At 65.4% G+C, this 19,831-nt stretch carries 19 protein-coding genes; 12 read left to right on the forward strand and 7 right to left on the reverse strand.

The window, feature by feature from the left end:
• Positions 1-88: 88 nt before the first annotated feature.
• On the forward strand, positions 89-973 hold the full coding sequence (locus ACVIJ6_RS14700; protein ID WP_456773273.1) for a LysR family transcriptional regulator: 885 nt from the start codon (positions 89-91) through the stop codon (positions 971-973).
• Positions 974-978: 5 nt separating this feature from the next.
• Here the strand turns inward: ACVIJ6_RS14700 and ACVIJ6_RS14705 are convergent, their stop codons facing one another.
• Positions 979-1,392 (reverse strand): PaaI family thioesterase, encoded by a 414-nt coding sequence (locus tag ACVIJ6_RS14705; protein ID WP_456773274.1) that lies wholly within the window; start codon positions 1,390-1,392, stop codon positions 979-981.
• Positions 1,393-1,807: 415 nt separating this feature from the next.
• Here ACVIJ6_RS14705 and ACVIJ6_RS14710 point away from each other — a divergent pair, with 415 nt between their 5' ends.
• The 4 genes from ACVIJ6_RS14710 (at position 1,808) to ACVIJ6_RS14725 (ending at position 5,384) form a co-directional block, all read left to right on the forward strand.
• Positions 1,808-2,824 (forward strand): TRAP transporter substrate-binding protein, encoded by a 1,017-nt coding sequence (locus ACVIJ6_RS14710; protein ID WP_456773275.1) that lies wholly within the window; start codon positions 1,808-1,810, stop codon positions 2,822-2,824.
• Positions 2,825-3,072: 248 nt separating this feature from the next.
• A complete protein-coding gene (locus ACVIJ6_RS14715) occupies positions 3,073-3,582 on the forward strand; it encodes a TRAP transporter small permease (RefSeq protein WP_012046908.1) in 510 nt (169 codons plus the stop codon).
• A gap of 6 nt (positions 3,583-3,588) precedes the next feature.
• Complete coding sequence (locus ACVIJ6_RS14720) at positions 3,589-4,908, forward strand: TRAP transporter large permease (protein ID WP_012046907.1); 1,320 nt, start codon at positions 3,589-3,591, stop codon at positions 4,906-4,908.
• Positions 4,905-5,384, forward strand: coding sequence for a DUF3237 domain-containing protein (locus ACVIJ6_RS14725; protein ID WP_456773276.1), 480 nt, complete (start codon positions 4,905-4,907; stop codon positions 5,382-5,384). Before ACVIJ6_RS14720 ends, ACVIJ6_RS14725 begins: the two co-directional genes overlap by 4 nt.
• Before the next feature lie 251 nt (positions 5,385-5,635).
• Here the strand turns inward: ACVIJ6_RS14725 and ACVIJ6_RS14730 are convergent, their stop codons facing one another.
• Positions 5,636-5,995 (reverse strand): hypothetical protein, encoded by a 360-nt coding sequence (locus ACVIJ6_RS14730; RefSeq protein ID WP_456773277.1) that lies wholly within the window; start codon positions 5,993-5,995, stop codon positions 5,636-5,638.
• Between the two features lie 422 nt (positions 5,996-6,417).
• Between ACVIJ6_RS14730 and ACVIJ6_RS14735 the strand changes: the two genes are divergently transcribed.
• From ACVIJ6_RS14735 to ACVIJ6_RS14760, 6 genes are all read left to right on the forward strand, one after another.
• Entirely contained in the window at positions 6,418-7,221 is an 804-nt protein-coding gene (locus tag ACVIJ6_RS14735) for a crotonase/enoyl-CoA hydratase family protein (protein WP_456773278.1), read from the forward strand.
• A gap of 1 nt (position 7,222) precedes the next feature.
• Complete coding sequence (locus ACVIJ6_RS14740) at positions 7,223-9,124, forward strand: feruloyl-CoA synthase (protein WP_456773279.1); 1,902 nt, start codon at positions 7,223-7,225, stop codon at positions 9,122-9,124.
• A 25-nt stretch (positions 9,125-9,149) separates the two neighbouring features.
• Complete coding sequence (locus ACVIJ6_RS14745; protein WP_456773280.1) at positions 9,150-9,914, forward strand: SDR family NAD(P)-dependent oxidoreductase; 765 nt, start codon at positions 9,150-9,152, stop codon at positions 9,912-9,914.
• 293 nt (positions 9,915-10,207) lie between these two features.
• Positions 10,208-10,627, forward strand: coding sequence for an acyl-CoA thioesterase (locus ACVIJ6_RS14750; protein WP_456773281.1), 420 nt, complete (start codon positions 10,208-10,210; stop codon positions 10,625-10,627).
• 215 nt (positions 10,628-10,842) lie between these two features.
• On the forward strand, positions 10,843-11,988 hold the full coding sequence (locus ACVIJ6_RS14755; protein ID WP_456773282.1) for an ABC transporter substrate-binding protein: 1,146 nt from the start codon (positions 10,843-10,845) through the stop codon (positions 11,986-11,988).
• Between the two features lie 93 nt (positions 11,989-12,081).
• Complete coding sequence (locus ACVIJ6_RS14760) at positions 12,082-12,888, forward strand: shikimate dehydrogenase family protein (RefSeq protein WP_456773283.1); 807 nt, start codon at positions 12,082-12,084, stop codon at positions 12,886-12,888.
• Between the two features lie 29 nt (positions 12,889-12,917).
• On the opposite strand, the gene ACVIJ6_RS14765 is transcribed toward ACVIJ6_RS14760, so the two are convergent.
• The 3 genes from ACVIJ6_RS14765 to ACVIJ6_RS14775 are packed head-to-tail and all read right to left on the reverse strand — an operon-like array spanning position 12,918 to position 16,453.
• Positions 12,918-13,643, reverse strand: coding sequence for an ABC transporter ATP-binding protein (locus ACVIJ6_RS14765; protein ID WP_456773284.1), 726 nt, complete (start codon positions 13,641-13,643; stop codon positions 12,918-12,920).
• Positions 13,640-15,370, reverse strand: coding sequence for a branched-chain amino acid ABC transporter ATP-binding protein/permease (locus ACVIJ6_RS14770; RefSeq protein ID WP_456776988.1), 1,731 nt, complete (start codon positions 15,368-15,370; stop codon positions 13,640-13,642). The genes ACVIJ6_RS14765 and ACVIJ6_RS14770 overlap by 4 nt, the downstream gene beginning before the upstream one ends.
• Before the next feature lie 42 nt (positions 15,371-15,412).
• Positions 15,413-16,453 (reverse strand): branched-chain amino acid ABC transporter permease, encoded by a 1,041-nt coding sequence (locus ACVIJ6_RS14775; protein WP_456773285.1) that lies wholly within the window; start codon positions 16,451-16,453, stop codon positions 15,413-15,415.
• A gap of 196 nt (positions 16,454-16,649) precedes the next feature.
• Between ACVIJ6_RS14775 and ACVIJ6_RS14780 the strand changes: the two genes are divergently transcribed.
• The gene (locus ACVIJ6_RS14780; protein ID WP_456773286.1) at positions 16,650-17,162 is read left to right on the forward strand and encodes a MarR family winged helix-turn-helix transcriptional regulator; all 513 of its coding nucleotides are present in this window, start codon (positions 16,650-16,652) and stop codon (positions 17,160-17,162) included.
• A 19-nt stretch (positions 17,163-17,181) separates the two neighbouring features.
• On the opposite strand, the gene ACVIJ6_RS14785 is transcribed toward ACVIJ6_RS14780, so the two are convergent.
• Positions 17,182-18,462, reverse strand: coding sequence for a glycerate kinase type-2 family protein (locus tag ACVIJ6_RS14785; RefSeq protein ID WP_456773287.1), 1,281 nt, complete (start codon positions 18,460-18,462; stop codon positions 17,182-17,184).
• Between the two features lie 28 nt (positions 18,463-18,490).
• Positions 18,491-19,714 (reverse strand): ABC transporter substrate-binding protein, encoded by a 1,224-nt coding sequence (locus ACVIJ6_RS14790; RefSeq protein WP_456773288.1) that lies wholly within the window; start codon positions 19,712-19,714, stop codon positions 18,491-18,493.
• Between the last annotated feature and the right edge of the window lie 117 nt (positions 19,715-19,831).

Here is a 19,831-nt window from a genome sequence, read left to right on the forward strand (position 1 = left end):
GCCGCTGTTCCGTCAATATGGTCCCGCTTGGAGCCGGAAATAATCAGGCGGGTTGACACTGGATCATTGCAGATGCTGCAATGATCGGATGGACCGCATCGACGCCATGCATGCCTTCGTCACGGTGGCCGATCTGAACGGCTTCGCGCCGGCGGCGCGGCGGCTGAAGCTGTCGCCCTCGGCGGTGACTCGCCTGATCGCTGCGCTCGAAGAGCATCTCGGCGTCCGGCTGCTGCAGCGCACGACGCGCTCGGTGACGCTGACCGATTCCGGCCGGCGCTATCTCGAACGGACCAGGCGCATCCTGGCCGATCTGGAGGAGGCGGAACTCGCCGCCGAGAGCGAGCGCCTGCAGCCGGCTGGACGTCTGGTGGTCTCGGCCCCGGTCGGCTTTGGCCGGCTCCATGTCGGTCCCGTCATGGCCGCCTATCTGAGCCGGTATGCCGAGGTCGCCGCCGAGCTGCGCCTCGAGGACCGCCAGGTCAATCTGGTGGAGGACGGCGTCGACTGTGTGGTGCGCATCGGCCATCTCGGCGATTCCTCGCTGGTGGCCCGGCAGGTCGGCAGCATGCGGCGAATTGTCGTCGGCGCGCCTGCCTATTTCAAGGATCATGGCGAGCCGCGAACGCCCGAGGCGCTCGCCAAGCACCAGACCATCCAGTTCGGCGCGGCCGACGATTGGCGCTTCGTCAAGGAGGGCAGGGAGCTGCGGATCGCAGTCAGCCCGCGGCTGGTCACCAACAATGCCGACGCCGCGATCCAATATGCCGAGGCGGGCGGCGGCTTGACACGCGTGATGGCCTATCAGGCGGCGGACGGCTTGCGCGGCGACCGTCTCAAGCGGGTGCTGGCGAAATATGAGCCGCCCCCGGTCCCCATCCACATCGTGTTTCCGAGCTCCCGCCTGCTCTCGGCCAAGGTGCGCGCCTTCATCGACCTGATCGCCACGACCTGCGACTGGCGGTTCGGCTGACGGCGTCACGCCGTCTTCGGCACCACGCGGAAGGTCGCGTTCGCGCGCGCGATGACCGCGTCATCGGCCAGCACCAGGCTCTGCACGAAGCAGATGGTGCGCCCGCTCTTGATCACGTCGCTCTCGACGCTCAGCCATTGTCCGATCCCGGCGCTGCCGATGTAATCGACGGCGAGATTGATCGTGACCAGCGATACTTCCCAGCCGAGCGTCTGGGCGCAGCTGTAGCCCATCGCATTGTCGGCCAGCGACGCGATCAGCCCGCCATGGATCAGCCCGCGCGAATTGGTGTGCGGTGTGGCGAGCCGCAGGCCGAGAATGACGGCCTTGTCGGTCTTCCTGGCGTAGAGCGGCTCCCAGGGATCGGTGAACGGGCTCTTGCGAAAATGCGGTTCGAATCCGGCGGGAATGCTGCTCATGCGGGTCTCGGTGATTGCTGGCGATGTTCACACTCAACGACAGCGGCGCGCGTTTTGCACCGCCTACAAAGTTTCAAACGTGTTTTGCACCTGCGTTTGAAACGGTGCAGATCGACGGCGGGACGGACTGCGCCCCCTCTCGTGGGGGGGGGGGCCGGTCCGCCGATGCGGCCATTCGTGGTGGGCTGACGATCCGGCCGTGCAATTTCGGGTGCACGACAGATCCTTAACGTGTTAATGAAATGCCGTGCACCTACAACTTTCGTCTGTCATATTTGGCAGGGCTGAAGCGATGAGCAACGCATCGCGGCGTGCCGCGGTGGCGGTGTGCCGTCACGCTTGCAATGATGTTTATATGCTATAACAATGAAGCAAAGGGTCCTCGAAGGCCCACCGATGGAAGGAGATGATCTCGATGAGGAAGACGCTTCTGGCGTTGGCGCTGGCTGCCGGTGTCACCCCCGCGCTCGCGCAGGACAAGACGTTCGATCTGAAGATCTCGCATTGGGTCCCGGCCAGCCATCCGCTGCAGAAGGCGCTGGAGGATTGGGCTGCGTCGGTCGAGAAGGCCTCGGGCGGCACCATCAAGGGCAAGGTGTTCCCGGCGCAGCAGCTCGGCAAGGCCTTCGACCATTACGACATGGCCCGCGACGGCATCGCTGATGTCACTTATGTGAACCCCGGCTATCAGCCCGGCCGTTTCCCGATTATCGGCGCTGGCGAGCTGCCGTTCCTGATCTCCGACGCCAAGGGCGGCTCCGAAGGCCTCGATGCCTGGTACCGCAAATATGCCGAGAAGGAGATGAAGGACGTCAAGTACTGCCTGGCCTTCGTCCACACACCGTCCTCGCTGCATACGCGGACCAAGAAGGTCACGCTGCCCGAGGACCTCAAGGGCATGAAGATCCGCCCGGCGGATGCCACCATCGCGAATTTCGTGACGCAGCTCGGCGGCACCAATGTGCAGTCATCCGCGCCCGAAGTGCGCGATATCATCGAGCGCGGCGTTGCCGACGGCGTGTTTTTCCCGGCTGGCTCGCTGGTGCTGTTCGGCGTCGACAAGGTCACGAAATTCCACATCGACGCGCCGATGTATGTGACGACCTTTGTCTTTGTCATGAACAAGGACAAGTACAACCAGATGTCGGCGACGCAGAAGAAGGCGATCGACGACAACTGCAACACCGAGGCCGCGGGCCGGGTTGGCGAGCCCTGGGGCAAGTTCGAGGACGCGGGCGTGGACAAGATCAAGGCAGAAGCCGGCCAGGAGGTCTACAAGCTGACGCCGGAACAGACCGCAGCCTGGAAGAAGGCCTCCGAGCCGCTGTTCAAGACCTGGGCCGACGGCGTCAAGAAGACCGGCGTCGACGCCGATGCCGCCATGACCGAGCTGAAAGCTTCACTCGCCAAGTACAACGCTCTGGCACAGTAGCGTCTTCGTTACCCAAACTGTTGCGCGGCGGACGGTGCGCTCCCTCTCCCCGTTCTTCACGGGGAGAGGGTCGGGGTGAGGGGCAGTCAAGCGCACAGACCGTGCGGAGAGCCCCCTCACCCGGATTGCATCTGACAATGCAATCCGGCCTCTCCCCGCAGGCGGGGAGAGGCTGGGCCACCGCGCGCTGCGCAGCAACTCGCTCCACATCTTCGAGATGTAAACCTGATTGTTAGAACGGGGACGCCATGCAGCGCGCCTTCATGGACCGGATCATCGACGGCATCGAGTGGATTGCCGCGTTCTTCGTCGGCATCGTCGCACTCGACATCTTCCTGTCGGTCTTGCTGCGCAACACGCTGAACTATTCGATCCCGGATTCCTTCGACATCGGGCGCATGCTGCTCGGCATCCTGATCTTCTGGGGCATCGCTGCGACATCATATCGCGGCACCCACATCACCGTGGATCTCATCTGGGGCAATGTCGGCCCGCGCTACCAGCGCTGGATCGACATCTTTGCCACCCTGGTGCTGCTGTTCGTCGTGACGGTGCAGACCTGGACTCTGTTCGACAAGGTGCGCGGCACCTATGAGGACAACGTCCTCACCTACGACCTGCACATGCCGACCTGGCCGTTCTTCGCCATCGCCTGGATCGGCGACGTCTCGGCGGTGCTCCTGATTGCCATCCGGACCTATCGCCTGATCTTCCATCCCGAGGAGATTCATGACCCTCACGTCAAGCCCACGGAGTAGTGCCGCATGAGCACGGATGCGGTCGCAATCATCGGCTTCGTCGCGCTGTTTGCCCTGATGCTGTTGCGCGTGCCCGTCGGCATGGCGATGGGGCTCGTCGGCGTCTCCGGCTTCGCCTATCTCGTCAACGGCACGGCGGCGCTGAAGCTGGTCGGCCAGACCTCGATGCGCACGGTCACGGACTACACCTTCGGCGTGATCCCGATGTTCCTGCTGATGGGAACGTTCGTCTCCAACTCCGGCATGAGCCGCGAGCTGTTTCGCGCCGCCAACGGTTTTGTCGGCCATTTGCGGGGCGGCCTCGGCATCGCCACGGTGGCCGCCTGCGGCGGCTTTGCCGCGATCTGCGGCTCGTCGGTGGCGACCGCCGCGACCTTCTCGGCGGTGGCCTATCCGGAGATGCGCCGCTTCGGCTATCCGCAATCCTTCGCCACCGGCGTCATCGCCGCCGGCGGCACGTTAGGGGCGATGCTGCCGCCCTCCACCGTGCTCGCGGTGTACGGCATCATCACCGAGCAGGATATCGGCAAGCTGTTCATTGCCGGTATCATCCCGGGCCTCCTGGCGATGACCATGTACATGGTCACCATCACGGTGATCGGGCGCGTGAGGCCGGACTTTCTCCCCAAGGGGGAGGCGCTGCCGTGGCGCGAGCGCATCAAGGGGCTGAAGGGCATCTGGGCGCCGGTGCTGCTGTTCCTGTTCGTGATCGGCGGCCTCTACGGTCTGCCGTTCCTGCCGCGCTTCACGCCGACGGAAGCCGGCGGCGTCGGCGCCACCGGCGCCTTCCTGATCGGCCTGTTCACCGGTCGGCTCGACAAGGACAAGATCCTGGCCTCGCTGCTGCAGGCGACACGCACGGCGGCGGCCGTGTTCACGGTGCTGATCGGCGCGCTGATCTTCGGCTATTTCCTCACGGTGACGCAGACGCCGCAGAAGGTGACGGAATTCCTCACCGGCCTCGGCCTCGGGCCCTACGGCGTACTGGCGCTGATCATGGTGATGTATCTGGTGCTCGGCTGCCTGATGGACGCCATGGCGATGATCATCCTGACCGTGCCGATCATCTTTCCGGTGATCTCGCATCTCGGCTTCGATCCGATCTGGTTCGGCGTCATCATCGTGATGACCGTCGAGCTCGGCCTGATCCATCCGCCGGTCGGCATGAACGTGTTCGTGATCAAGAGCGTGGTTAAGGATGTCTCGTTCTCCACCATCTTCAAGGGCGTGCTGCCCTTCGTCGCGACCGACCTGATCCGGCTGGTGATCCTGATCGCCTTCCCGCTGCTCGCCACCTGGCTGCCGCAACAGATGATGAACCGATGAGCGCGCCCGTTCTCGACACGAAGTATGTCTTCACCCTCTCCGTGATGGTTGGCGACGTCACGAGCGCCGGCGAGACCGGCATCGGCGTACGCCGGATCATCCCGATCCATGGCGGCGAGGTGAAGGGCCCGGGTCTCAACGGCGAGGGCGTCAGCGGCAGGATCTGCAATCTCGGCGCCGACTTCCAGGTCATCCGCCCCAGCGAGCTGATCGACCTCGAAGCGAAATACGCCTTCGAAACCGATGATGGCGCGACCATCTATGTCGAGAACCGCGGCATTCGCTTCGGACCGGTCGATCTGCTGCAGAAGCTCAAGCGCGGCGAGCCCGTCGATCCCAAGCTGATCTACTTCCGCACCCAGCCACGATTCGAGACCGGCCACGACAAGTATCGCTGGTTGATGGAGCACATCTTCGTCGGCTCCGCCGCGCGGCATCCGGATCGCGTGATCGTCGACGTGCACGTGGTGCTGTAGGCCGCGCCGTTTGCGACAAACTCCGTCATTGCGAGCGCCGCGAAGCAATCCAGGGCTGTGGACGGGATTCTGGATTGCTTCGTCGCTGCGCTCCTCGCAATGACGGTGTGGCTGTGAGATGTTGCTCCATCCACCGCTGTCGTCCCAGCGATCGCAGGGACGAGAGCGGAGCTTGCGGGGGGGGGCGCCGACCGGGCGCCGTGGCGTTGAGCAAGACGATCGGGATGCTCGAATACCGGTGAGACGAAGAACTAATCCTCGTCGTCCCAATCCGACGCCCTGCGGTAGCCGTGGTCGCAATTGCGATAGCGGTGAGCCGGCACGTAACGGTAGCCCTCGTCGCCGTAGCTGTCATAAGCCGCGTCGCGATAGTGGGACCGGTATTGGTATTGGGGCCGGTATTGGTATTGGGAGCGATAGACCGGGGCGGGCTCATACGCCTGAGCTTCCGATGCCAGCGCGCCACCGATGAGAGCTCCGACAACCAGGCCGCCGATCAGCGCCGCATTGCGTCCGTCATGGGCCTGCGCCGGCGCCGCACCGGCGAACAGGGTTGCGGTCACAGCGAGCGCGGCGATGCCGCCTGTGATAGATTTCTTCAGCGAAACCATGATCCCCTCCATTGGGAAAGTGTGGTGACGTTCTACCTTGCGCGCTTTGAAGCCATGCTGAACGCGATGTTGCCCGCTATTCATGTCCGAAAGCCGCGTCGGTCCGGCTGCACCTGCTGCCGCCTGTGTTGTTGTTAGTAGGCGGACGACGGCGTCAGTCGGCGCCTGGCCCTGCCTGCGCCCTTGGCACGTGATGCGGGCCGATCTCGGCGCGTCCTGGGCGTGATTTTGCCGCGGGAACGCCCGATGATGTCATTTGCCTTTGCTCGGTTGCGCCGTACGATGCGCCGCGCGCCGCATCGCGTAGTTCATTCCGGCGTCGCTCTTTTTGCATTGCACAACATGATGTCGGGGGCCGCTTATTGACTCCTGCCGAGATCATTATAAAACATAACTATTCTGGATAGGACACAATAGAGCCCATGGGAAACGCCGACACCGCCACGCCTGCGGGGGATCCGTCGCTGCTGCAGATCGAACAGCAGGGCGCCGTCCTGACGATCGGGCTGAACCGCCCCGCCAAGCGCAACGCGCTGAATGATGGCATCATCCTCGCCATCGGCGAGTGCTTTGCCGGTCTGCCGGACGACATTCGCGCCGTCGTCATCCACGGCCTCGGCGACAATTTCTCCTCCGGCCTGGATCTGTCCGAGCTGCGCGAGCGTGACGCCACCGAAGGCCTCGTGCATTCGCAGATGTGGCACCGCGTGTTCGACCGCATCCAATATTGCCGCGTGCCGGTCATCGCGGCGCTGAAAGGCGCTGTCATCGGCGGCGGTCTCGAACTCGCTTGTGCCGCCCATATCCGTGTCGCTGAGCCATCCGCCTATTTCGCGCTGCCCGAGGGCCAGCGCGGCATCTTCGTCGGCGGCGGCGGCTCGGTGCGGCTGCCGCGCCTGATCGGCGTCGCCCGCATGATGGACATGATGCTCACCGGCCGCGTCTATTCGGCGACCGAAGGCTCGTCCTACGGCTTCGCGCAATATCTGGTCGAAGCGGGCGCGTCGATGACCAAGGCCATGGAGCTCGCTGGCAAGATTGCGAGCAACGCGCCGCTGACGAATTTCGCGGTGCTGCAGGCATTGCCGATGATTGCGGAGGCCAACCCGCAGACCGGTCTGCTGATGGAATCGCTGATGGCCACCGTCGCGCAAAGCGATCAGGAGGCCAAGCGTCGCATTCGCGCCTTCCTCGATCACAAGACAGCCAAAGTGAAGCCGACGTGACATGACCGCGCAAACAAAAACAATCACACAGGGGGGAACGGACAGCACGGCGCGGAGCGCCAGTGTTCATCCGTTGCGCGCCATCTCGTTCAACGATCCCGTCATCAACGTCGAGCGCCGCGACGACGGCACCATCTATCTCCGGCCGACGCAGCCGCTCGGCGACTATCCGCAGCGGATCACGGACCGGCTGCATCACTTCGCAAAGACCACGCCACAGCGCGTGTTCATGGCCGAGCGCGTCGGGCCGGAAGGCTGGCGCGAGCTGAGCTACGCCACGCTGCTGGCGGCGAGCCGGCACATCGCGTCGGGGCTGCTCGCGCGCGGGCTGTCGCCCGACCGGCCGGTGATGATTCTGTCGGGCAATTCGATCGACCATGCCCTGGTCGCGTTCGGCTCGCTCTATGCCGGCGTGCCGTTCTGCCCGGTCTCGCCTGCCTATTCGCTGGTGTCGCGTGACTACGGCAAGCTCGCTTATCTGATGAAGCTGCTGACGCCGGGCCTCGTCTTCGTCGACGACGCCGACAAGTTCGCGGACGCACTCATTGCCAACGTGCCTGAGGGCACTGAGATCGTGGCGTCGTTCGGTTCGGTGCCGGGCCGCAAGATCACGATGCTTGCCGATCTCATCGCCTCGCCGCTGTTCGCCGGCCTCGATGCCGTTCACGACAAGATCGGTCCGGACACGATCGCAAAGTTCCTGCTGACCTCGGGCTCGACCGGCAATCCGAAGGCCGTGATCAACACCCAGCGCATGATCTGCGCCAACCAGGTGATGATCCGCGAGACGCTCGCCTTCCTGAAGGACGAGCCGCCCGTGATCATCGACTGGCTGCCTTGGAATCACACCTTCGGCGGCAACCACAATATCGGGCTGACGCTGTTCAACGGCGGCTCGATGTATCTCGACCAGGGCAAGCCGGTGCCGGGCGGCATCGAGGAGACGGTGCGAAACCTGCGCGAGATCTCGCCGACGGTCTATTTCAACGTACCGAAGGGCTACGAATCGCTGCTGCCCTATTTCCGCGAGGATCCTGGCCTGCGGAAGACCTTCTTCAGCCGGCTGCATGCCATGTTCTTCTCCGGTGCCGCGCTGGCGCCGCATGTCTGGAACGAGCTCGACGAGCTGTCGGTGGCGGAGACTGGCTATCGCGTGCCGATGCTGACCGGCCTCGGCTCGACGGAGACGGCGCCGTTCTTCATGTCGGTCAATCCGCGCACCAGCCGCTCCGGCCATGTCGGCCTGCCGGTGCCGGGCAACGAAGCCAAGCTCGTGCCCAACAACGGCAAGATGGAAGTGCGGGCCAAGGGGCCGAACGTCACGCCGGGCTACTGGCGCCTGCCGGAGGTCTCGGCTGCGGCGTTCGATTCCGAGGGCTACTATCAGATGGGCGACGCGCTGAAGCCCGTCGATCCCAACGATTTCAACGCCGGTTTCGATTTCGATGGCCGTGTCGCCGAGGACTTCAAGCTCGCATCCGGCACCTGGGTCTCGGTCGGCCCGTTGCGCGCGCGCTTCGTCGCCGCCTGTGCGCCGCTGGCGCGCGACGTGATCATCGCCGGCATCAACCGCGACGAGATCGCCGCCATCATCGTGCTCGATCTCGACGGCTGCCGCCTGATCAACCCGACCTTGCCGATGGATGATCTCGCCGCGACCGCGGCAGATCCGCTGATCGTCGCGGCCTTCCGCGAGCGCTTCGCAAAATTCCAGGGCACCGCGACCGGCTCCTCGACCCGGATCACGCGCGCCGTGCTGCTGGGCGTGCCGCTGTCCATCGACAAAGGCGAGGTCACCGACAAGGGCTCGATCAACCAGCGCGCCGTGCTGGAGAACCGCAAGGACCTGATCGAGCGCATCTACGCCGCGACGCCGGGCGACGATATCATCCTCGCCCGCTGACCTGCGCATTCAAGGGAGAAACGACATGTTGTTGAAGGATCAGGCCGCCATCGTCACCGGCGGTGCTTCCGGCCTCGGAGCCGCCACCGCCCGCAAGCTCGCGGCGCAGGGCGCCAAGGTCGCGGTGTTCGATCTCAACGCCAAGCTGGCGGAGGAGGTCGCCGCCGAGATCAAGGGCGTCGCGGTGGTCTGCGACGTCTCGGATGCGGCCGGCGCGGAAGCCGCCGTTGCCAAGGCGGTCGAGGCGCTCGGCCAGCAGCCGCGCGTGCTGGTGAATTGCGCCGGCATCGGCGTCGCCAAGCGCGTGGTCGGCCGCGACGGCCCGATGGCGCTGTCCGATTTCGAGAAGGTCATCAAGGTCAACCTGATCGGCTCGTTCAACATGCTGCGTCTGGTGACCAATGGCATGACCAAGCTGGAGCCGCAGGCGACCGGCGAGCGCGGCGTGGTCATCAACACCGCCTCCGTCGCCGCCTATGACGGCCAGATCGGACAGTCGGCCTATTCGGCATCGAAGGGCGGCATCGTCGGCATGACCCTGCCGATCGCGCGCGAGCTCGCGCAGTTCGGCATCCGCGTGCTGACCATCGCGCCCGGCCTGTTCCTGACTCCGCTGCTCGCCAATCTGCCGCAGGAGGCCCAGGACTCGCTCGCCGCCGCGATCCCGTTCCCGCGCCGTCTCGGCCAGGCCGATGAGTTCGCCGCGCTCGCGCTGCACATGGTCGAGAACGCCTATTTGAACGGCGAAGTCGTCCGCCTCGACGGCTCGCTGCGCATGGCGCCGAAGTAAGTGCGTCGTCATTGCGATCAGCCCCCGGGTCTCGCCTCCGGCGAGTCCAAGGACAAGCTCGGCAACGAATCCATCCAGAGTCCCGACCCGGCCCTGGATGGTTTCGCTTCGCTCGCAATGACGGAGGGAATTGTAGGGTGGGCGAAGCGCAGCGTTCCCACCGCCGCTGAAAATGGTGGGCACGGAGCTGCGCGCCTTCGCCCATCCTGCAAGTTGTCGAGCGCGCGCTCCCACCTCTCCCCATGGGAGAGGGGGCGCACCGTCGCCGGAGCAGCGCGGAAGGCAAACGTCTGATGTTCGTCAACCGCCGCGATGTGCAGATCCAGTGGGGCGACTGCGATCCCGCAAATATCGTCTACTATCCACGCTATTTCGCGATGTTCGACGACGCGACCTCTGTCATGTTCGAGGCGGCCGGCTTCTCCAAGCAGGACATCGTCCGCCGTTACGGCCTGGTCGGCATTCCCATGGTGGACACACGGGCCAAGTTCTACATCCCCTCGACCTATGGCGACTGGATCACGATCGAGAGCCGGGTCGAGAGCATCAAGCGCTCCTCGTTCGACGTCACCCACAAGGTGTTCAAGGGCGAGGCGCTAGCCATCGAAGGGTTCGAGACCCGGGTGCTGGTCGGGCGCGATCCGGCCGATCCCGACAAGCTGAAATCGGCGCCGTTTCCCGAGGAGATGCGGACCAAGTTTCTCGGAGGGTGAGGCGCTGCAACGGGTGCGACATGCGGCCGTCTTAAGGATGAATCTCTGTCGTGCTTTGGTCGACTGGTGAGACGTGATCTTCTCGTGTTCAATGCCAGGATCACGTTTGGACACATGTCGGCCGGTCGAGATCGAAGGCGCCCCGGATCAGGGGCGGGACTGCAAACAGGATCGGCGGATCACGAGCTGAACCGAAAAGATTGAGGGAGGATTGAATGAGAAAGGCCTATCTGGCGGCGGCTGGCGTCATCGCGATGCTGGCCTCTGCGCCGGCGCTGGCGCAGACCAGCGAAGTCACCATCGGCATCACCACCACCACCACGGGCCCGGGCGCCGCGCTCGGCATTCCCGAGCGCAATGCGTTGGAATTCGTGCCGAAGGAGATCGGCGGCGTGCCGCTGAAGGTGATCGTGCTGGATGACGGCGGCGATCCGACCACGGCGACCACCAACGCGCGCCGCTTCGTGACCGAGTCCAAGGCCGACATCATCATGGGTTCGGCGCTGACGCCGCCGACCATCGCGGTGTCCAACGTCGCCAATGAAGCCGGCATTCCGCATTTTGGCCTGGCGCCGTTCCCGGTCACGCCGGAGCGGATGAAGTGGTCGGTGGTGATGCCGCAGCCGGTGCCGATCATGGGCAAGGTGCTCTACGAGCACATGAAGGCGCATAACATCAAGACCGTGGGCTATATTGGCTATTCCGACTCCTACGGCGATCTCTGGTTCAACGACCTCAAGAACCAGGGCGTACCGATGGGCATCACGATTGTCGACGAGGAGCGCTTTGCGCGTCCCGACACATCCGTCACTGGCCAGGTGCTCAAGCTGGTTGCCGCCAATCCGGATGCGATCCTGATCGGCGCCTCCGGCACCGCGGCCGCGCTGCCGCAGACCGAGCTGCGCGAGCGCGGTTATCAGGGCCTGATCTATCAGACCCATGGCGCGGCGAGCATGGATTTCATTCGCATCGCCGGCAAGGCGGCGGAGGGCGTGATCATGGCCTCGGGCCCGGTGATGTCGCCGGAGACGCAGGACGACAGCGCGCTCACCAAAAAGCCCGGCCTCGAGCTCAACAAGGCCTATGAGGGCAAGTATGGCCCGAACAGCCGCAGCCAGTTCGCCGGCCATTCCTACGACGCGTTCGAGATCCTCAAGCGCGTGATCCCGACCGCGCTGAAGACCGCCAAGCCCGGCACGCCGGAGTTCCGCGAGGCGATCCGCCAGGCGCTGCTCTCCGAGAAGGATCTGGCGGCCTCCCAGGGCGTCTACAACTTCACCGAAAAGGATCGCTCCGGCCTCGACGACCGCGCCCGCATCATCCTGACCGTGAAGGACGGCAAATACATCCCGGCGAAGTGAGATCGAGGACCATATCAACATCAGAAAGGCCGGCTCGGTGAGCCGGCCTTTCGGCTATTAGGCCCGATCTTTTTGCTTTTCTGAAAGCCCGCCATGATCCCCACTCCCACCGGCGCCACCCGGCTCCACATCATCATCGGCGATCCGATCGCGCAGGTGCGCGCGCCGGCCGGCGTCAGCCAGGCGTTTGCGGAGCGCGGCAGCGATGCGATCCTCGTCCCGGTCCACGTCGCACCGGTTGATCTCGCCGGCGTCCTCGCGACGATGACGCAGGTGAAGAATCTCGATGGCATCGTCGCGACCATCCCGCACAAATTCGCCTGCTACCGCGCCTGCGCGAGTGCCACCGAGCGGGCGCATTTCATCGGCGCGGTCAACCTGATGCGGCGCAGCCCCGATGGCGGCTGGCATGGCGACATGGTCGATGGGCTGGGCTTCGTCGGTGCTGCGCGGGCCAAGGGCTTTGATCCGAACGGCACCCGCGCGCTGCAGATCGGCGCCGGCGGCGCCGGATTGGCGATTGCGCTGGCGCTGATCGATGCGGGCGTGTGTGAGCTCGCGATTCACGACAGCGATGCCGGGCGGCGTGATGCGCTGATCGCGCGCCTCAATGAGCGCGGCAAAGGCCGGGCGCTGATTGGCGCGATGGATGCAACCGGATTCGACATGGTGGCGAACGCGACGCCGGCCGGCATGCAGCCCGGCGATCCCCTGCCGGTCGACATGGCCACGGTGAGCCCGTCAGCCTATTGCGGCTGCGTGATCACGCGTCCCGAGGTCTCGCCGTTCATCGCCGCCGCGCGTGAGCGCGGATGCCTGACGGCGACCGGCACCGACATGTACCGGGCGCTGGAGCGCGAGATGGTCGACTTCCTGCTGACGCGGGAGGCGCCATCCTGAGACCGCGCCTCACACCTTCGGCATCAGGCTCAGCTCGCAGCCGCCTCGGCGAAGCCGAGATAGCTCGCCGCGACGCGCGCGTCGGTCGCGATGTCCGAGGCCTTGCCATTCAGCACGAACTCGCCGAGCTCCATCACGTAGGCGCGGTCGGCGACCCTCAGCGCAGCCTTGGCGTTCTGCTCGACCAGTAGCACCGAGACGCCTTCTTCGCGCAGCTTGGCGACGATCTCGAAGATCCCGGCGACGATGATCGGCGCCAGCCCGAGGCTCGGCTCGTCCAGCATCAGCATCTTCGGCGCGCCCATCAGCGCGCGACCCATCGCGAGCATCTGCTGCTCACCGCCCGACAAGGTGCCGGCGAGCTGCTTGCGCCGTTCCTTCAGCTTCGGGAACAGCGTGTAGACGTGCTCGAAGCCTCTCGCAGCATGCGCCTTCGACATTCTGAAAGCGCCGAGCTGCAGATTGTCCTCGACGTTCATGGTCGCGAACAGCTCGCGATGCTCCGGCACCAGACAGAGGCCGCGTGCGACGCGGTCTTCGATCTCGTAGCGGGCCAGGTCCTCGCCCAGGAACGAGACGCGGCCCTTGAGCGGAAACACGCCCATGATGGCGCTGAGCAGCGTCGTCTTGCCGGCGCCATTGGCGCCGATGATGGTGACGATCTCGTTCTCGGCGACGGTGAGCGAGACGGACCTGACCGCTTCGACCTTGCCGTAGGAGACATGGGCGTCGGTGACTTCCAGCAAGGTGCTCATGCGGTGGCTCCGAGATACGCCTTGATCACCTCGGGATTGGTCTTGATCGCGGCAGGTGTGCCCTCGGCGATCTTGGTGCCGAAATCGAGCACCACGATGCGGTCGGCGAGATCCATGACGAAGCCCATGTCGTGTTCGACCAGCAGCACCGACATGCCGCCGGCGCGGAGGTCGCGCAGCAGCGCGCCAAGGCGCTGCTTCTCCATGTGGCGCAGACCCGCGGCCGGCTCGTCGAGCAGCAGCAACATCGGATCGACGCACAGCGCACGGGCGATCTCGACGATGCGCTGCTGTCCTAGCGACAGCGAGCCGGCGAGCTGGTGCATCTGGTCGCCGAGCCCGACGCGCTCGATCTGGCGCGCGGCCTCCGCGAGCAGCTTGGCTTCGTCGCCGCGGTCGAGCCGGAACATGCTGGAGAGCGCATTGGAATGGCCGCGCAGATGCGCGCCGATCGCGACGTTTTCCAGCACCGTCATGTCCGGTACCAGCTTGACGTGCTGGAAGGTCCTGGAAATGCCGAGCTTGACGACGTCCTGCGGCGGGGCGTTGCCCACGGCCTTGCCGAGCACGGAGATGTTGCCGGAGGTCGGCGGCAGCACCCCGGTGATGAGGTTGAAGGTCGTGCTCTTGCCGGCGCCGTTGGGGCCGATCAGCGCCACGATCTCGCGGGCCTGGACGTCGAACGAGACGTTGTTGACCGCAACCACGCCGCCGAACTGTTTTCGTGCGTTGTCGACCTGCAGCAGCACGCTCGGCGCCGAGGCGGAGCGCGCCCGGGCCGGCAGCGCGATCGAGGTGTCGGGCTTCTTGGCGAGCGGCTTGAACGGCAGCCGCGCGGTCAGCCAGGGCCACAGGCCGGTCGGCGCAAGCTGCAGCAAGGTGACGAGGAGGATGCCGAACACAATAGTCTCGAGCTGGCCCTCGCCATGCAGCAGCAGCGGGAGGTAGCTCTGCAGCACCTCCTTCAGGATCACGACGATCGCCGCGCCCAGCACGCCGCCCCAGACATAGCCGGCGCCGCCGACGACCGCGACGAACAGATATTCGATGCCGGCCTGGGCGCCGAACGGCGTCGGGTTCACCGCGCGGGTGAAGTGTGCATAGAGCCAGCCGGACAGGCCGGCGAGCACAGCCGCATAGATGAACACCAGCAGCTTGGCGCGCGGCGAGTAGACGCCGAACGCCTCGGCCGCGATATGGCCGCGGCGCAGCGCGCGGATGGCGCGGCCGGTGCGCGAGTCCAGCAGGTTCATCGTCAGCAGCGCCGCGATCAGCACAGCGGCCCAGATCGCGAAATAGATCGTGCCGGGATCGAGCATTTTGAGGCTGCCGATCGAGAGCGGTGGGATGCCGGAGATGCCGTCATTGCGGCCCAGGAAGGCGAGCTTGCTGAACAGATAATACAGGCCGAGACCCCAGGCGAGCGTGCCGAGCGGCAGGTAGTGCCCGGACAGCCTGACGGTGACGAGGCCGAGCAGCACCGCTGCGAGGCCCGACACCAGCAGCGACAGCGGCAGGGTCAGCCAGGGCGAGACGCCATACTGCGCCGACAGCACCGCGGTCGTGTAGGCGCCGAAGCCAACGAAGGCGGCCTGGCCGAACGAGGTGAGACCGCCGACGCCGGTCAGGAGCACGAGGCCCATCGCGACCAAGGCGGACAGGCCGATATTGTCGAGCAGCACGATCCAGAACGGCGGCATGCCCGGAATGAACGGGATCGCCGCCATGATGACGGCAAAGATGATCAGAGGCCAACGCTCACGCACGGCTCAATCCTTCTCTTCTTCGACCGCGGGCGCGGCGAGCGAACGCAGCAGCAGAACCGGGATCAGCAGCGTGAAGACGATGACTTCCTTGAAATTCGAGGCGTAGAACGAGGAGAAGGCCTCGACGATGCCGACCACAAGGGCAGCAACAGCGGTCAGAGGATAGCTGATCAGGCCGCCGATGATCGCGGCGATGAAACCCTTCAGGCCGATCAGGAAGCCGGTGTCGTAATAGAGTGTCGTGATCGGGACGATCAGGATGCCGGAGAGCGCGCCGATCGTGGAGGCCAGCAGAAAGGCGATCTGGCCGGACAGCGTGGTGCGGATGCCGACGAGACGGGCGCCGAGCCGGTTGACGGCGGTGGCGCGCAGCGCCTTGCCGTACAGGGTCAGGCCGAAGAACAGCCAGAGGCCGACGATGAAGGCGATGGTGATGCCGTAGACCGCCATGCCCTGGCCGGTGAAGCGCAGCGAGCCGAGCGTCGCGCTGGCGGTGAGCAAGGTCGGGCCGCGCTGGCCCTCGGCGCCGAAGAACAGCAGGCCCAGGCCCTGCAGCGCCAGATGCACGCCGACCGAGGCGATCAGCAGCACCAGGACCGAGGTGTGGGCGAGCGGCTGGAACACGATGCGGTACAGCGACAGGCCGATGCTGGCCACGATCAGCAGCGACAGCACCAGGCTGACGCCGGCTGGCATGCGCTGGTCGGCGGCCCATAGGCTGGCCAGCAGAACGACCACCGGAAAGACCACGTTGAGGCCGAACGTTCGCGCGACTTTCGGCGCGTGCAGCGTCTTGCGCATCGCATAGAGGTCGAAGGCAAGGGCGATGAGGCCCATCACCACGGCAAGCTTCGCCGTGCCCGGCATGCGACCGGCGGCGAGCGAGGCGTAAGTGAGCGCGCCATAGGTGACGAATTCGCCCTGCGGGATCAGGATCACCCGGGTGACGGCAAAGACCAGCACCAGCGCCAGCCCGAGCAGGGCATAGATCGCGCCGTTGGTAATGCCGTCCTGCAACAGGAACAGCAAGATCGTTGTGTTCAAGACAGGACGCTCCCCCTCTGTGATGGCCGGATGCGGGCGGCGCCGCGCGCCTTCTCGCCGGCCGGGCAGTTGAATTCGCCTGCCCGTGTTTGGTATAGTGGATAACAATTATCGATTATAATCTCAAGGCCGCTGTTCCGGCTGCGGCATTCGAGACCAGGGATGGAAGCAGGTGCGATGATCTTGGCGGATTGTGATGGCCGATAGTGCCAAACCCGTCAGCAGGCCCCACAGGGAAAGCCGAAAGGAAGCTGCCGTAGCCGTCGACGAGACGCAAGCGGTCCAGCTCGGCGAGCTTTCCGATCTGCTCGGCTATGTGCTGAAACGGGCGCAGTTGAAGGTGTTCGAGGACTTCCTGCGCTGCGTTGCACCGCTGCAGCTGACGCCGGCCCAGTTCTCGGTGCTGCTGCTGCTCGACGGCAATCCCGGCCGGAACCAGACCGAGATTGCCAATACGCTGGGCATTCTCAGGCCGAATTTCGTTTCGCTGCTGGACAGCCTGGAAAGCCGCGAGCTCTGCTCGCGGGTCCGCTCGGCCAATGACCGGCGCTCGCACATCCTGATGCTGACCGACAAGGGCAGAACCGTGCTGGCGCGCGCCAAGAAGCTGGTCGTGACCAAGCACGAGGCGCGGCTGAACGAACTGCTCGGTCCGGACGGCCGCGAGACGCTGCTGGCGATGCTGACGAAGATCGCAGAGGAGTTCTGAGGGCGCCGAGCGGGCGCCCTCAATCGACCAGGATCACACGCACGTCGTTGACATTGGTCAGCGTCGGGCCGGTCTGCAGCAGGCCGCCGGTTGCCGCGAAGAACGCGGTGGCGTCATTGTTGGCGAGATAGGCCTGCGGATCCAGGTGCTGCGCCCGCATCGCTGCGATGACCTCGGCATCGACCAGCGCGCCGGCCGGATCGGAGGCGCTGCCGCCGCCACCATCGGCGCCGTCGGTGTCGCCGGCGAGCGCCGCGACGCCCTCCATGTCCTTGAGCAGGTCGGCCAATGCGAGGGCATATTCCTGGTTGGGTCCGCCGCGGCCCTGGCCGCGCACCGTCACCGTGAGCTCGCCGCCGGAGATGATCGCCATGCGGCGGCCGAGCGCGCGCGCCTCGCGCGCCAGCTTGGCGTGATCGGCCGCGACCTCGCGCGCCTCGCCCTCGAGATCGGCGCCGAGGTCGAGCACGTCGTAGCCGGCGTTTTTGGCGCCGGCCACGGCAGCCTCCAGCGCGGAGGCGGGGCGCGCGATCAGCTCGAAAGAGGCGCGGGCGAAGGCGGCGTCGCCCGGCTTGCAGCTCTCATTGGCGGCATCATCCAGCGCACGGGTGATCGCCGGGTCGATATCGAGCCGATACTTCGCAATGATCGCGCGGGCATCGGCCAGCGTGGTCGGATCCGGCACCGTCGGCCCCGAGGCAATGGCCGAGGGATCGTCATGCGGCACGTCGGAGATCGCGAGCGTCACGATCTCGGCCTTCTGCCCGGCCCGGGCCAGCCGGCCGCCCTTGATGCGCGACAGATGTTTCCTGACGGTGTTGATCTCGCCGATTGGAGCGCCCGAGCGCAGCAGCGCACGGGTCAGCTGCTGCTTCTGCATGAAGCTCACGCCATGCGCCGGCGCAATCCAGTTGGCGGAACCGCCGCCGGACAGCAGCACCAGCATGAGGTCGTCGGTCTCTGCGGTTGCGGCGAGCTGCAGGGTCTCGTCGGCGGCCTTCAGGCCGGCCTCGTCCGGCATCGGGTGGCCGGCTTCGATCACCTTGACCCGACGGGTCGGGACGCCATGGCCATGACGCGTGGTGGCGATGCCCGCCAGCCGCGCCGGATCGACCCTGAGCGTGTCGAGGTAGTGCCGCTCGGCGGCGACCGCCATTGCGGCCGCGCCCTTGCCGGCGGCGAGACAGATGATCCGCCCCTTCGGAGCGGCCGGCAGATAGGCCGGCAGCACGATGTCGGGATGAGCGGCGGCGACCGCGGCATCAAAGATGGCGCGCAACAACGGACGGCGGCTGCTCATGCGGCGCCGCCCGCGTCGGTGCGACGGCTTACTTCAGCTCGCCGTTCATGACCTCGCCGAACAGCTGCCACCGCTCGCCCTTGAACTGCATCAGCTGCAACTGCTCGATCGGCTGGAAATCGTCGGGCCCCGTGGTCAGCGTGACACCGGGCAGGAGCCCGCCTTGCGCAAACTGCTTCAGGCTTGCCGCCTGTTTCATGACGTTGGCGCGGGTCAACTCGTCGCCGCATCGCTTCAGCACCTCGACCATTGTGGTGGCGATGTTGTAGCCGGTCAGCGCCGACGAATCCACGGGATTGATTTCGGGCAGATATTTGGCCAGCAGCTCCTTGAACGCGCCCAGGCCTGGGTCATTGGCCCATTGCGGATCGGATGCATCCTTGGCGTAGGCGGCCGAGATCACGCCTTGTGAATTCTCGACACCGGCCGGCCTCATCACCGCCGCCGTCGAGGCGCTGACATTGGAGATGATCGTGAGCGGTTTCCAGCTCATCTCGCCGAGCTTCTTGATCGCCTGGGCGCCGGATTTCGGCGTCGTGAACAGCACCACGATGTCGGGATTGGCCGACTTCATCTTGACGATGTGCGACTCCACCGTGGGCTCGGCGATCTCGTAGCTCTCCTCCAGCACCAGCCGCGATGGATCCCCGAGCCCGTCCTTGAGGCCCTTGAGATAGTCCTTGCCCATGTCGTCGTTCTGATAGAGCACCGCGATCTTGCCGCTCGGCTGCTGGGCGGTGAGATATTTGGCGTAGATACGGGCCTCCGACTGGTAGCTCGGCAGCCAGCCCATGGTCCAGGGGAAGGTCTTCGGCTCGTTCCACTTGGTGGCGCCGGTCGCGACGAACAGCTGCGGCACCTTCTTGGCGTTGAGATATTTCTGGATCGCCGTGTTGGGCGCGGTGCCGAGCACGCCGAACAGGAACAGCACCTCGTCGCTCTCGACCAGCTTGCGCGCCTGTTCCACCGTCTTGGGCGGCGAATAGGCGTCGTCATAGGAGATGAAATTGATCTTGCGGCCGTTGATGCCGCCCTCGTCATTGACCTTCTTGAACACCGCGCTCATCGCCTTGCCGACCGAGCCATAAGCCGATGCCGGGCCGCTATAGGGCACGATGTTGCCGATCTTGATCTCGGCGTCGCTGGCGCCGGTGTCGTACTTCTTGTCGGCATGAGCGCCGCCCGCGGCTGCGCCGACCAGGGCGAGGCCGAGCAGGCTGGAGACGGTGCGGCGGGTGAGGGCAGTGGTCACGTGGGGGACTCCTTATGGGCCTTGGAGCTTGGCCTTGTTGTTGGATCCGCCCGCAGCGCGGGCGACTCGTTTCACTCCGAACGCGTGCCCATAGCGCAGCCGCGCGCGCAGCGTAAC

The organism is Bradyrhizobium sp. USDA 4369 (assembly GCF_054056435.1).